General features: G+C 64.5%; 13 protein-coding genes, 1 tRNA gene and 1 pseudogene. 11 read left to right on the forward strand and 4 right to left on the reverse strand.

The window, feature by feature from the left end:
• Nucleotides 1–180: 180 nt before the first annotated feature.
• The 6 genes from ACYVD0_RS23085 (at nt 181) to rimI (ending at nt 6,735) form a co-directional block, all read left to right on the forward strand.
• Entirely contained in the window at nt 181–840 is a 660-nt protein-coding gene (locus ACYVD0_RS23085; protein ID WP_460428964.1) for a paraquat-inducible protein A, read from the forward strand.
• Nucleotides 827–1,450, forward strand: a complete 624-nt coding sequence (locus ACYVD0_RS23090) for a paraquat-inducible protein A (RefSeq protein ID WP_460428965.1) — start codon at nt 827–829, stop codon at nt 1,448–1,450. Before ACYVD0_RS23085 ends, ACYVD0_RS23090 begins: the two co-directional genes overlap by 14 nt.
• Entirely contained in the window at nt 1,443–3,755 is a 2,313-nt protein-coding gene (locus tag ACYVD0_RS23095; RefSeq protein WP_460429042.1) for a PqiB family protein, read from the forward strand. The genes ACYVD0_RS23090 and ACYVD0_RS23095 overlap by 8 nt, the downstream gene beginning before the upstream one ends.
• A gap of 199 nt (nt 3,756–3,954) precedes the next feature.
• The gene (locus ACYVD0_RS23100) at nt 3,955–5,505 is read left to right on the forward strand and encodes a 2-isopropylmalate synthase (RefSeq protein ID WP_460428966.1); all 1,551 of its coding nucleotides are present in this window, start codon (nt 3,955–3,957) and stop codon (nt 5,503–5,505) included.
• On the forward strand, nt 5,502–6,290 hold the full coding sequence (locus tag ACYVD0_RS23105; protein WP_460428967.1) for an energy transducer TonB: 789 nt from the start codon (nt 5,502–5,504) through the stop codon (nt 6,288–6,290). The genes ACYVD0_RS23100 and ACYVD0_RS23105 overlap by 4 nt, the downstream gene beginning before the upstream one ends.
• The gene (rimI, locus tag ACYVD0_RS23110; RefSeq protein WP_460428968.1) at nt 6,283–6,735 is read left to right on the forward strand and encodes a GNAT family N-acetyltransferase; all 453 of its coding nucleotides are present in this window, start codon (nt 6,283–6,285) and stop codon (nt 6,733–6,735) included. The genes ACYVD0_RS23105 and rimI overlap by 8 nt, the downstream gene beginning before the upstream one ends.
• 4 nt (nt 6,736–6,739) lie before the next feature.
• Here rimI and ACYVD0_RS23115 read toward each other — a convergent pair whose 3' ends face one another.
• A complete protein-coding gene (locus ACYVD0_RS23115; RefSeq protein ID WP_460428969.1) occupies nt 6,740–7,240 on the reverse strand; it encodes a hypothetical protein in 501 nt (166 codons plus the stop codon).
• 153 nt (nt 7,241–7,393) lie between these two features.
• Between ACYVD0_RS23115 and otsB the strand changes: the two genes are divergently transcribed.
• Nucleotides 7,394–8,155 carry an HAD family hydrolase gene (gene otsB / locus ACYVD0_RS23120; RefSeq protein WP_460428970.1) on the forward strand — a complete coding sequence of 254 codons (762 nt, stop codon included), beginning with the start codon at nt 7,394–7,396 and terminating at the stop codon, nt 8,153–8,155.
• A complete protein-coding gene (gene otsA / locus ACYVD0_RS23125) occupies nt 8,152–9,555 on the forward strand; it encodes an alpha,alpha-trehalose-phosphate synthase (UDP-forming) (protein ID WP_460428971.1) in 1,404 nt (467 codons plus the stop codon). Before otsB ends, otsA begins: the two co-directional genes overlap by 4 nt.
• A 54-nt stretch (nt 9,556–9,609) precedes the next feature.
• Here the strand turns inward: otsA and ACYVD0_RS23130 are convergent, their stop codons facing one another.
• Nucleotides 9,610–9,843: a hypothetical protein gene (locus ACYVD0_RS23130; protein WP_460428972.1), complete on the reverse strand. Its 234-nt coding sequence runs from the start codon at nt 9,841–9,843 to the stop codon at nt 9,610–9,612.
• Between the two features lie 352 nt (nt 9,844–10,195).
• Entirely contained in the window at nt 10,196–11,095 is a 900-nt protein-coding gene (locus ACYVD0_RS23135; protein ID WP_460428973.1) for a LysR family transcriptional regulator, read from the reverse strand.
• 118 nt (nt 11,096–11,213) lie between these two features.
• Between ACYVD0_RS23135 and ACYVD0_RS23140 the strand changes: the two genes are divergently transcribed.
• Together ACYVD0_RS23140 and ACYVD0_RS23145 are read left to right on the forward strand one after the other, a co-directional pair.
• Entirely contained in the window at nt 11,214–12,044 is an 831-nt protein-coding gene (locus ACYVD0_RS23140) for a Rossmann-fold NAD(P)-binding domain-containing protein (protein ID WP_460428974.1), read from the forward strand.
• 7 nt (nt 12,045–12,051) lie between these two features.
• A pseudogene (locus ACYVD0_RS23145) lies at nt 12,052–12,211 on the forward strand (IS5/IS1182 family transposase); the annotation flags it as partial.
• A gap of 152 nt (nt 12,212–12,363) precedes the next feature.
• Here ACYVD0_RS23145 and ACYVD0_RS23150 read toward each other — a convergent pair.
• Nucleotides 12,364–12,440: transfer RNA gene (locus ACYVD0_RS23150), tRNA-Met, on the reverse strand.
• Nucleotides 12,441–12,594: 154 nt separating this feature from the next.
• Between ACYVD0_RS23150 and ACYVD0_RS23155 the strand changes: the two genes are divergently transcribed.
• The gene (locus tag ACYVD0_RS23155) at nt 12,595–13,056 is read left to right on the forward strand and encodes a type 2 periplasmic-binding domain-containing protein (RefSeq protein WP_460428975.1); all 462 of its coding nucleotides are present in this window, start codon (nt 12,595–12,597) and stop codon (nt 13,054–13,056) included.
• Nucleotides 13,057–13,137 lie beyond the last annotated feature (81 nt).

The following is a 13,137-nucleotide window of genomic DNA, read 5'->3' on the forward strand; positions in this document are numbered from 1 at the left end:
CATCGCCGATGGTAGTGTGGGGTTTCCCCATGCGAGAGTAGGTCATCGTCAAGCGCCTATCCCGAACCCCCGAGCCACGACAGCGGCTCGGGGGTTTTTGCTTGGGCTCGCTAAGGAGAGGCATCCTACAAGCCTCCATGCTCGTTTAAAATGGGCGACCGTTTCACTTGGGCACTTGCCATGCATGATTTGAACAGGTCCCCTGATCTTACAGGGCTTCCTCTAAATGAGCTGGTTGCCTGCCATGAGTGCGACCTGCTGATGCTCAAGCCCAAGCTCGTAGCGGGTGAGCATGCCGAGTGCCCCCGCTGCGGTTTCGAACTGTTCAGCCATCGGCCCCATATGCTGGGGCGCAGTCTGGCGCTGGTCATTGCCGCCTTGCTGCTCTATGTGCCGGCCAATTTCCTGCCGATTTTGCACCTTCGTCTTCTGGGCCAGACGACCCAGGACACGGTCTGGAGCGCTGTTGCCGCTCTTTATGAAAGTGGCCTGCGGGGTATTGGCGTGGTCGTCTTTCTCTGCAGCATGGGGATTCCGTTGCTCAAGCTGCTCTGCCAATTAGCGGTCCTGTTGAGCATCCGCTGGGATGTCGGTCGCGGTTATGGCCTGCTGCTGTATCGCATCTACCACTATCTACGCGAGTGGGGGATGCTGGAGGTCTACTTCATGGGCATCCTGGTTTCGATCGTCAAGCTGGTCTCCCTAGCCGATCTGGCGGTTGGGGCAGGGCTGGTCTGCTTCGTCTGCCTGCTTCTGGTACAAGTCTGGCTGGAGGTCACCATGTCACCGCACCAAGTCTGGGAAGGCCTGTCCCGGGGGAGAGCCCATGCGAGCCATTGATGCGGGTATTCTCGTCTGTCCGGAATGCCATCAGCTGAATCGGCATGAAAAGGGCCTCAGCGGGCAACACTGCGTTCGCTGTGGCGCGCGAGTGCATGCGCGCCACCCGAATAGCCTGGGGCGCACTTGGGCACTACTGCTTACCGCGGCCATCCTGTATATCCCGGCCAATCTGCTGCCCATCATGACCGTCAGCTCCCTTGGCAAGGGAGAGCCGGACACCATTATATCCGGCGTGATCGCCCTGGTGCATATGGGATCCCTGCCTGTTGCGTTGGTGGTGTTCGTGGCAAGCATCCTAGTACCTACCTTCAAGCTGGTCGGCATCGCTCTGCTGCTGATTTCCGTGCAGCGTCACCAGCCGCTATCCGCCCGTCAGCGCATCATCATGTTCCGCTTTATCGAATGGATTGGCCGCTGGTCGATGCTGGACATCTTCGTCATAGCCATCTTGGTGGCCGTGGTCAATTTCGGCACCTTGGCCAAGGTCGAGCCGAACCTGGGAGCCGTCGCCTTCGCCACTGTGGTGATCCTGACCATGCTGGCGGCCGTTACCTTCGATCCACGCCTGATTTGGGACAACACGGAGTCCGACGATGAGCATGAATGACCTGCCCGAGGCCAGGGCTCGCCCGGCTTCTACCTGGTCAGCGATCTGGGTGCTGCCGCTGATCGCCTTGCTGATCGGCGCCTGGCTAGCTTGGCATGCCTATAGCCAGGCTGGCATCGAGATTCAGGTGCGCTTTTCCAGCGGCGAGGGTATTCAGGTCAACAAGACTGAGGTGATCTACAAGGGAATGCCGGTTGGCAAGGTCGTGGAGCTCACCCTGGATGACGAAGGCTCGAACAAGGGGGTGATCGCCACGCTGGAAATGAACAAGGAGGTTGAGTCCTATCTGCGCAGCAATACGCGTTTCTGGCTAGTCAAGCCGCGGGTCACCCTGGCTGGCATCACCGGCCTGGAAACTCTGGTATCGGGCAACTACATTGCGGTCAGTCCGGGGGATGGCGAGCCAAGCGAGAAGTTCACCGCCTTGTCCGAAGAGCCGCCGTTGCCGGACAGTACGCCGGGCTTGCATATCACCCTGAAGGCCGAGCGGCTGGGCTCGCTGAATCGAGACAGCCCAGTGTTCTACAAGCAGATCCAGGTCGGTCGGGTAAAAAGCTACCAGCTGGCTGAGGACCTGAGTACGGTGGAGATCAAGATCTTCGTTGAGCCGGCCTATGCCCATCTGGTGCGCAAGCACACGCGTTTCTGGAATGCCAGCGGCATCACGGTCGATGCGGGGCTCGGTGGTGTCAAGTTCCGCACCGAGTCCCTGGCCAGTATCGTGGCTGGCGGCATCGCCTTCGCCACGCCGGAAAACCGCCAGGACAGCCCGCCCACCGATCCGCGCTTGCCGTTTCGCCTCTATGACAGCTTTGACGCCGCTCAGACCGGCATCAAGGTCATGCTCAAGCTGAGTGATTTCGAGGGGCTGGAGGCCGGGCGCACCCCGGTGGTGTACAAGGGCATCCAGACCGGCATCCTGAAGACGCTGAAGATCAAGCCCGGCCTTTCCAGCGCCACGGCCGAGCTGACCCTGGACCCTCTGGCCGAGGACTACCTGCTTGAGGGAACCGACTTCTGGGTGGTCAAGCCATCGATCTCCCTGGGCGGCGTCACCGGCCTTGAGGCGCTGGTGAGGGGCAACTACATCGCCATGCGTCCGGGCGAGAGGGGCGCAGCGGCCAAGCGTGCATTCGTTGCCCGCTCCAAGGCGCCGCCAATGGATCTTGGCGCTCCTGGCCTGCATCTGGTGCTGAGCAGCGACACCCTGAGCTCGCTGGATATTGGCAGCCCGGTGCTTTACCGGCAGATCAAGGTCGGTTCGGTGCAGAGTTTCCAGCTGTCCCGCAACCGCCGCCGTGTGCTGCTGGGCGTGCACATCGAGCCGGAGTACGCCAGTCTGGTGAACGGCTCGACGCGCTTCTGGAACGCCAGTGGCATCACCCTGACTGGCGGCCTGTCCGGGATTGAGGTGAAGAGCGAGTCCCTGCAGAGCCTACTGGCCGGCGGCATCGCCTTCGAAACGCCGGATCCCAAGGTGCCCGCCAGTACCCGGCGGATTCCACGCTATACGCTGCATGCCGACCGCGAGAGCGCCCTGCAGGCAGGGCTGGAGCTGCAGATCCGCGTGGACAGTGGCGACGGGCTGAAGGCCGGTACGCCGATCCGCTACAAGGGGATGGACGTCGGTAAGGTGGAGCGGGTCGAGTTGAGCGAGGACCTGCAGTCGGTGCTGCTCGACGCCCGGATCACCCAGGCTACCGAGCGCATCGCCCGCGCCGGCAGCCTGTTCTGGGTGGTCAGGCCCGAACTGGGGCTGATGCGTACGGCCAACCTGGACACCCTGATCAGCGGACCCTATATCGAGGTACGCCCGGATCCGGATAACTCCCCACGGCAGACCCGTTTCGTCGCCGTGTCCCAGGCGCCGGCCGCCTTTACCCAGGAGGCCGGACTCAACCTGGTGCTCAGCGCGCCGCGGCGTGGCTCGCTCAAGGCGGGCGTGCCGGTCACCTACCGGGAGGTCACTGTGGGCAAGGTCACCGGATTCGAGCTGGGCCCTAATGCCGATCGGGTGCTGATCGGCATCCTCATCGAGCCGCGCTACGCGCCGCTGGTGCGCAGCGGCAGCCGCTTCTGGAACACCAGTGGCTTCGGCTTCGATTTCGGCCTGCTCAAGGGCGCGCAGGTGCGTACCGAATCGCTGGAAACCCTGCTCGAGGGCGGCATAGCCTTCGCCACCCCGGAAGGTGAGCAGATGGGCAAGCCAGCGATCCCGGGGCAGACCTTTCCGCTGTTCGGCGAGGCGAATGACGAGTGGCTGCAGTGGGCGCCGAAGATCGCCCTGGAGAAAGAGAAGAAGTAGCTCTGGATTAGGACCGATGCTGCGGCCCTTCGTCGTTTCTGACGGCAGGCCGTCGTCTCGAAGGCCTCCTGGATTCGCCCCCGGCTGCTTTCCGCCTGCCACGTTTCCGGCCACAATTCCGCTATTGGCTTGTCCACGGCAAGCTTAAACAATGCCCGAACCCCGCCGCTCGCCCGGCGGGGCCATGAGGAGCCCGCGAATGAGCAGCAAAGACCGCGTCATCATCTTCGACACCACCCTGCGCGACGGCGAACAGAGCCCAGGCGCCTCCATGACCAAGGAAGAGAAGCTGCGCATCGCCAAGGCACTGGAGCGGCTCAAGGTGGACGTGATCGAGGCCGGCTTCGCCATTGCCAGTCCGGGTGACTTCGAGGCGGTCAAGGCGATCGCCGAGAGTATCAAGGACAGCATCGTGTGCAGCCTGGCGCGTGCCGTAGACGCGGACATCGAGCGCGCCGCCGAGGCGCTGAAGAGCGCCAATTCGGGGCGTATCCATACCTTTATCGCCACCAGCCCGATCCACATGCAGTACAAGTTGCGCATGCAGCCCGACCAAGTGGTCGAGCAGGCCGTGCGGGCAGTGAAGAAAGCGCGCGGCCTGTGCGCCGACGTGGAGTTCTCCTGCGAGGATGCCGGCCGTTCGGAAGTCGATTTCCTCTGCCGGATCATCGAGGCGGCTATCGATGCCGGCGCACGCACCATCAACATCCCGGACACCGTCGGCTATGCCATTCCGCACCAGTACGGCGAGATGATCGGCCAACTGCTCGCACGCATCCCCAACGCCGATCAGGCGGTATTCTCGGTGCACTGCCATAACGACCTGGGCCTGGCGGTGGCAAACTCGCTGGCCGCAGTGGTGGCCGGGGCGCGTCAGGTGGAATGCACTATCAACGGCCTCGGCGAGCGCGCCGGCAACGCCGCGCTGGAAGAGATCGTCATGGCGATCAAGACCCGCCACGACCTGCTCGGCGTCTACACCAACATTGATACCCCGCACATCCTCGCCGCCTCGCGGCTGGTGTCGGGGATCACCGGCTTCCCGGTACAGCCGAACAAGGCCATCGTCGGTGCCAACGCTTTCGCCCACGAGTCGGGCATCCACCAGGACGGCGTGCTCAAGAACCGCGAGACCTACGAGATCATGTCGGCGCAGTCGGTCGGCTGGCACACCAACAAGATGGTGCTGGGCAAGCATTCCGGACGCAACGCCTTCCGCACCCGCCTGGAGGAGCTGGGCATCCAGCTCGCCGACGATGGCGCGCTGGATGCCGCCTTTACCCGCTTCAAGGCGCTGGCCGACAAGAAGCACGAGATCTTCGACGAAGACCTGCAGGCGCTGGTCTCCGAAGCCCAGGATGAGGAAGCACCGGAACACTACCGTCTGCACTCACTGGAGGTCGTCTCGAAGAGCGGCACGGTACCGCGGGCGCACCTGCTGCTCGCCGTCGCCGGCCGCGAACAGGAGGCGACGGCCGAGGGGGCAGGCCCGGTGGATGCGATCTTCAAGGCCATCGAGTCGATCGCCGCTTCCCAGGCCAATCTGCAGCTCTATTCGGTCAATGCCATCACCGAAGGCACCGACTCCCAAGGCGAAGTCACGGTGCGTCTGGAGACGGGCGGGCGCATCGTCAATGGCAACGGCGCCGACATCGACATCCTGGTGGCTTCGGCCAAGGCCTACATCAATGCGCTGAACCTGATGCGGGCCGGCGTGCCCAAGGCCCACCCGCAGGCGGCTGACGTTTGATCGACGAGGCCCGTCGCCGCGCTTATCTCGGCGCCATGCAGGTGGTCAGCTGGCTGCCGCGGGTGGCGCTGCCGTTCGCCGCGCCGTCGCGTCCGGAGTTGCTCGAACCACTGGAGCCTGTCGAGGCACCGACGCCGGTGCGCCCGGAAGCGGCGCCCGTCGTTCCACTCCAGGGCCCGCGGTCGATGATTGCCCGACCGAAGATCGAGGTGCCGCGCCCCGCCGCCAGGACCGAAGCGCCAGTCGCGGCCGCCAGCGATCGCGCGGTCGAGCCCGCCGCGCCCAGGGCTGCGCCGATGCCGCCGCCGCGCTTCGCTCTGCAGTTGCTGCGCGCCGGGCGCTGCGCGTTGCTGGTCGAGCTGCCCACCGGTGACCCCTTCCAGAGCCGTGACCCAGCCTATTTGCTGCTCAGGGACCTCTTGCGCGCCGCCGGCCTGGTGGACAGCCCGCGCCCGCTCGGTGAGCCGGTACGCTGGCCGCTGCTAAGGGGCGGCAATCTGGACCAGGGGCCTCAGGCGGCGCTGGAATACGTGCAGACCTTTGTCGCCGCGCGGCTGGAGGAGGAGGGTGAGTGCGCCTGCCTGTGGCTGGTCGGCCTGCCGGCGCTGCGTTTCGCTGGCGCGGTCGAGGCCGATGCCTGCAGTCGCGAACTGCAGATCGAGGGTCTGCCGCCGGCTTGGGCGCTGCCCGGTCTGGAAACCCTGATGGATGAACCGGCCCGCAAGGCCGAGCTGTGGCGCGCCATGCGCCGAGTACGTGTGCGCTGGATGTCCGTGAATGAATGATGCGATTAGCTTTCGCCCAATGACCGAAGCGGATCTGGATATGGTGCTGAAGATCGAATACGCTGCCTTCAGCCACCCTTGGACCCGCGGCATCTTTCAGGATGCCCTGAAGTCTTATGAATGCTGGCTGATGTTCGAGGGCGGCCAGCAAGTCGGCCATGGGGTGATCCAGGTGATCCTTGACGAGGTGCACCTCCTGAACATCACCGTCAAGCCACAGAACCAGGGCCGTGGGCTCGGTCTGCGGCTGCTGGAACATCTGATGGCTCGGTCACGGGAGCGCCAGGCCGCGGAGTGCTTCCTCGAGGTGCGGGCCAGCAACGGCTCCGCCTACCGGCTCTACGAGCGCTACGGTTTCAACGAGGTTGGCCGGCGGCGCGACTACTACCCGGCCGCCGGCGGACGCGAGGACGCCTTGGTGATGGCCTGCACCCTGCTGGATTGAGCGCTCACGATGCTCTGTCGTGCGACGAATCCAGTGGTGCGGGGCCTTTGAGTTCCTCATCGGAAAGGACTTCCTCGTCTGACTCGGCCTCCTTGTCCGCAGGACCGTCCCAAGGCTGACCGTCGAGGGGGAGGACACGTGCCACTTCGGCCTCGTCCAGACCGCCGCCTGCGCCGATCCGGTCGGCAGAGACGATGCTCAGATTCTCGTCTGCCGGTAGCCCGTGGCCGCGCTCCCGCGGCGAGCGGGCGCCATTTTCCAGAATAAGGATTTCCAGATCCGCATCATCCATGGTCGGCTGGCCATTTGGTATTTCGCCACCGGTCATGCCAGCCTCGCGGACCCGTTCCGGCGGGAATTCCTCGCGCAGCTCCTCGGCCGGCCGCAGATCGCCGGCATGACCTTGGCGCTCATCCTTACGGTCGCTGAAATCCAGCGGCTCCAGCGAGCCCATGCGATCCTCGATGTCATCGATTTCCTGCACTTGGGGTTTGCGATGTTTCATGGGAACCTCCTGCCGGGGCTGCGTTCTTGCAGGGTGTGACCCGCGCCACGGCAGATGATTCAGGCAGGCCGCCGGCCGGCATGAGCCGGCTGCTCCTGTGCCATTGATCCAGGTGTGGCGAAACTGCGCCGCTGATTGGCGGTCCCAATCGATATGAACGGTCAATGCCCCCCAAGTGCGCAGGACCTGCAGAGCTGCGCCTTCTTCTTCGATGTGGACGGAACGCTTGCCGAGATACAGCCCCGCCCGGAGCTGGTATTTATTCCCACTGTCATCCTCGCTGCTCTTGACCGGCTCCAGGCCGTCGGTGTTCCGATCGCTGTGATTTCCGGGCGTCGGCTGGAGGATCTCGACCGTTTGTTCGATCCGTTGCGATTGCCGGCCGCGGGCGTGCATGGCGCCGAGCGCCGTGACGCCGACGGGCGGCTGCGCCGGTTGAGCCTGGACCCGGAGGCCCTGCGCCGGGTCGAGAACGAACTGGTGCAGGCCTGCGCCCGGCACCCCGGCCTGCATCTGGAGAACAAGGGCCTGGCCTTCGCGCTGCATTTCCGTCTGGCACCCGAGCTGGAGGCGATCGCCCGCACCCTGGCCGAGGATTTCGCCCGCCGTCATGCCGAACTGCTGACTCTGCAGCCGGGCAAGTGCGTGTTCGAGCTCAAGCCCCGTGGGGCCAACAAGGGGGAAGTGATCCGCGAATTCATGCGCGAGCCGCCGTTCAGCGGTCGGGTGCCGGTATTCGTCGGCGACGATCTCACCGACGAAGCCGGTTTCCAGGCGGTCAACGTTCTGGGAGGGCATTCGTTCAAGGTAGGCCCCGGCGAGACGGCCGCGCGACAGCGGTTGGATTCTGTCACGGCGGTGGAAAAATGGCTGGACGAGTTGGTCCAGCCTCTCAAATCGGAGGTTTATCCATGAACCGTCTAGTCGTGGTTTCCAATCGGGTCGCTCCTATCCGCGAGGGCAAGGTCGCTGCGGGGGGACTGGCCGTGGGCGTGTACGATGCATTGCGGCAGAATGGCGGCATCTGGTTCGGCTGGAGTGGGGAAGTCAGCAAGAGACCGGAGACTGCCTGCGAGACCATCGGCAATATCACCTACGTCACCCTGGGCCTCAGCAAGTCGGACTACGACCAGTACTACCGCGGCTTTTCCAATGCCACGCTCTGGCCGATCTTCCATTACCGTATCGATCTGGCGCGCTACTGCCGTGAGGAGTACGAGGGCTATCGGCGGGTCAACGCGATGCTGGCTGAAAAGCTCAAACCTTTGCTGCGCCCCGACGACATCCTCTGGATCCACGATTACCACCTGATTCCCTTCGCCGCTGTCTGTCGTCAGCTGGGCATCACTAACCGCATCGGCTTCTTCCTGCATATCCCCTTTCCAGCGCCAGAAGTCCTCACCGCCATCCCCCCGCACGAAGATCTGTTTCGAACCTTTTGCTACTACGATCTGATCGGCTTCCAGACCGAAACCGACCGGCTGGCCTTCCAGGACTACATCAGCCGCGAAGTGGGCGGGGTGGTCAAGGCGGACGGCAGCCTGAGCGCCTACGGACAGAACTTCCGCGCCGGCGTCTATCCCATCGGCGTGATGCCTGAGGATATCCGCCGTCTGGCCGAGTCCTACCGGGGGCGCCGCCCAATGATTGGGCAGACCACGGACGGCAGGCTGCGCAAGACCCTCATCAGCGTCGACCGGCTGGACTACTCCAAGGGGCTGGTCGAGCGCTTCCAGGCCTACGAGCAATTTCTCGAGCATTTCCCCGAGCATCGACGCAACGTGGAATTCATCCAGATCGCCCCGACCTCACGCTCGGACGTGAAGACCTACCAGACCATCCGCAAGCAGCTGGAAACCGTGGCCGGGCACGTCAATGGACGTCTGGCGGACCTCGACTGGACGCCGTTGCACTATCTCAACAAGAGCCTCGACCGACGCACCCTGATGGGGTTGTTCCGCTCCGCCAATGTCGGCTTGGTCACCCCGTTGCGCGACGGTATGAACCTGGTCGCCAAGGAGTATGTCGCCGCGCAGAATCCTGCCGACCCTGGCGTGCTGGTGCTGTCGCGATTCTCCGGGGCAGCCCGCGAATTGACCTCGGCGCTGATCGTCAATCCCTACGACTGCCTCGGCGTGGCCGAGGCTCTGGACCGCGCCCTGCACATGCCGCTGGAGGAGCGCAAGGAACGTTACGAGCAGATGATGCGGGCCCTGCGCGCGGCGGACCTGAACACCTGGCGGGACAACTTCCTCCGCGACCTGCGTACGTTCGGCCGGCACCGGGTGGTGACTGCGAGTCGAGCCGCTTCCTGAGACGCTGTGCCCCAGAGGCGGCCTGGTATGGCGAAAAGGCCGGCTTGCCGGGCCTCAGCGCAGGTGCAGCTGCAGGTCCGCTGCCTCCGGCAGCACCAGCGACAGGCCATACCAGGTGAGCATCAATGCCATGCCACCGAGCCAGGTACCGAGGGCGATCTGCAGCACCAGGCTGCCGGTGCTGCTCCGGCGCCGCTCGGCGAGACGGGGCTGGTCAATTTCCAAGCCGAAGTCTTCCAGTTCATCTTCGCGGGCGCTGAAGCCTTCCAGTCTGTTTCGCTTGTTCATCAACTCATCCTGCTGCGCCGTGCTCCGCTGAGGCCGGCCTGTAGCGTACGTAGGTATGTGCGAGCGGTGCTTGCTCGAGAGTCGGGAATGCATCTGCGGAGATACAGCATGCCGTTTGCGGGTTTCGGCTGAATCTTACCGCATCTTTCCAAAGCCCTTGGCCGTTTTCCGCCCCGTCGCGCCAGGGCGTGCAGGTGCCTCACGAGACGAACGAAGCGTACGCGATCTCCAGGCCGGAACGCTGGCGCCGTGCCGGATGAATATCGACCTGGGGCGCTGCGGCCGGTCCGGTGGGCAGCCGCAGCCGGATTTCGCGTTCAAACCTGACGCATGACTTCCTGAGACTGCATATCTAGGTACTTCCCGAGGCGTTGCGAGCGAACTCGACGAAGGCCCGAAGCGCGGCCGGTACATGGCGGCGGCTGGGGTAGTAGAGGTGCAGGCCAGGGTAGTAGGGGCACCAGTCCGACAGCACTTGGATCAACCGGCCGTCGGCGAGCGGCTCCCTGACCACCTCCTCGAAGACATAGGCGAGCCCGACGCCCTGTTCCGCGGGTGCGACCATCAGGCCGACGTCGTCCAGGGTGAGCGGGCCGTCCACCTCGATCTCCAGGTCGATGCCGTCGCGCTCGAACTCCCAGCGGTAGAAGCTGCCACTGGGAAAACGGTGCCTGATGCAGGGCAGCCCGTGCAGGTCTTGGGGTTTCTGCGGCTTGGGGTAGCGCTCGAAGAGCGCCGGCGCGCCGACCACCACCGAGCGCATATAGGGGCCGATGGGCAGCGACACCATGTCCGCCTCCAGGCGCTCGCCGAAGCGCACGCCGGCGTCGAAGCCGGCAGACACCACGTCCACCAGCGCGTCGTCCGAGGCAATCTCCAGGCGCACGTCGGGATAGGTGGCGAGGAAGCGGCTCGCCAGCGGCAGCAGCACCAGCTGGGTGGCGGGGCGGCCGGCGTTGATGCGCAGCGTGCCCGAGGGCTTGTCGCGGAAGCTGTTGAGGTCTTCCAGGGCGTCGTCGATGTCGCGAAACGCCGGCTTGACCCGCGCATAGAGACGCTCGCCCGCCTCGGTGAGGGCCACGCTGCGGGTGGTGCGGTTGAACAGGCGCACGCCCAGGCGCTCCTCCAGCCCGCGCAGCGCATGGCTGAGGGCCGACGGCGATAGGCCGAGCTCGACCGCCGCGCGGCTGAAGCTGAGGTGGTGGGCGATAGCGAGGAAGATCGCCAGATCGGCGGCAGAGACGGGCTTCATTTGTGAGTACGGCTCAAAAGCTCATGCCATTTTATTGGGATTATCACATGAGTAATCCAGCTCTAGAGTGACGTCAACGGCCTCGCACGGTGCGAGACCGAAGACCGGAGGAATCGATATGCGCACTTGGCTGATTACCGGGGCTTCGCGTGGCTTTGGTGCCCTGATCGCGGAACAGGCCCTGCAAGCCGGCGACGCCGTCATCGTCACCGCTCGCAAGCCCGCCGACGTGATCGCGCGGCTGGGCGACCATCCCAACCTGCTGGCCGTCCGGCTGGACGTGACCCAGGAGAGCGAGGCCCGTCAGGCCGTCGCCGCGGGCATTGAGCGCTTCGGCCGTATTGACGTGCTGGTCAACAACGCCGGCTACGGCGTGCTCGGCGCGGTGGAGGAAACCAGCGCCGGCGAGGTCGAGCGGTTGTACGCCACCAACGTTTTTGGTCTGCTCAACGTGACCCGCGCGGTACTGCCGCACATGCGCCGGCAGCGCTCCGGCCACGTCATCAACATCTCGTCTCTGGGGGGCTACCAGGCCTACATGGGCTGGGGCGTGTACGGCTCCACCAAGTTCGCGGTGGAGGGCATCACCGAAGCACTGCATCAGGAGGTCGCGCCGCTGGGCATCCGCGTCACGGTGGTCGAGCCCGGTTTCTTCCGCACTGACTTCCTCGACGAGCAGTCGCTGGTGAAGACCGCGCTGGAACTGCCGGACTACGACGAAACCGTCGGCGCCATGCGGCGCTTCGCCCACTCGGCCAACCACGTGCAGCCCGGCGATCCGGCCAAGCTGGCGGTTGCCATCCTCGCCTTGGCGGATGCTGAGCAGCCGCCGCTGCGCCTGCCGCTGGGCAGCGATGCGGTAGCGCGGATCGAGGAAAAGAATGCGCAGGTCGCCGCCGAACTGGCCGCGTGGAAGGCGCTGTCGCTGTCCACCGATTACGCAGCCTGAGCGGCTGGTGAAGGCCCGCCGGCACAGTGCCGGCGCCCGCCAACGATCAGCCCGAAGCCATCGGCAGAAGCCACGCGGGACACACGAGCAAGGTCCATCAGGCCGTCGATGTGCATGGATTGCCCGTGGCTTTCGAGATCACCAAGGGGCACGCAAGAGGCATGACAGTGAGTTCATCCGCGAACGGATCTTTGTCGCCTGAGCATCTGGAGTCGACATTGCGCCTTTCGCCGCTGGCTCAGTGGGGACACGTTGTAGCCACTTCGTAGTCACAGGCGCAATAAAAAAGGGTTAGCTTTCGCTAACCCCTTGTTTTATATGGTGGCTACACCGGGACTTGAACCTGGGACATCAGCATTATGAATGCTGCGCTCTAACCGACTGAGCTATGTAGCCAAGTGGCGCGCATTATTATCAGCAGTGATTCGGGTGTCAACCCTATTTTTTATAAAAAAGATCAGGAAAATCCGGGCCTTGGCGACGGCAGGAGGGAAAGGGCCGGGCGAGGTTCAATGCCCCGAACTCGTTGGGAGTCGGGGGTGAAGGGCGAATGCCGGTGCACAGGGCGGCGGTGATGGCAGCGATGACGATGCTGATCGTCCGCAGCCTGCCGCCGGTGCCCCAGCTGACCTGCGCCAGCGCCGGCTACGTGGCTCGCCACGGCCTGCCGGCCACGCTCGACGAACTGGCGGAACACCGCTGTATCGACTTCACTGGGCGGCTGCTGGCGCTGGAATTCAGCATCGACGGCCGGATCGAGACGCACAGCCTGCCGGCCAGCCTGGCAGTCAACAACGGCGAGTCCTACGTGGCGGCCTGCGAAGCGGGACTGGGCATCGTCCAGGTGCCGCGCTACCACGTCGAGCGCCAGCTGGCCGCCGGCAGCCTGGTCGAACTGCTGCCGCAACACCCGCCGCCGGCGCTGCCGATGACGGTGCTCTATCTCCATCACCGGCACCTGACGCCGCGTCTGTGGGTATTCATTGACTGGTTGGTGATGCTGTTCGGCTGAGGCCGCTGCGGGATGAACGCAAGGCTTCATCCCGCCAGCGCGCCGGAACGTCCGGTTTTCCGCCGGCTATCGCGTTCGCAA

The organism is Azotobacter armeniacus (genome assembly GCF_054779355.1).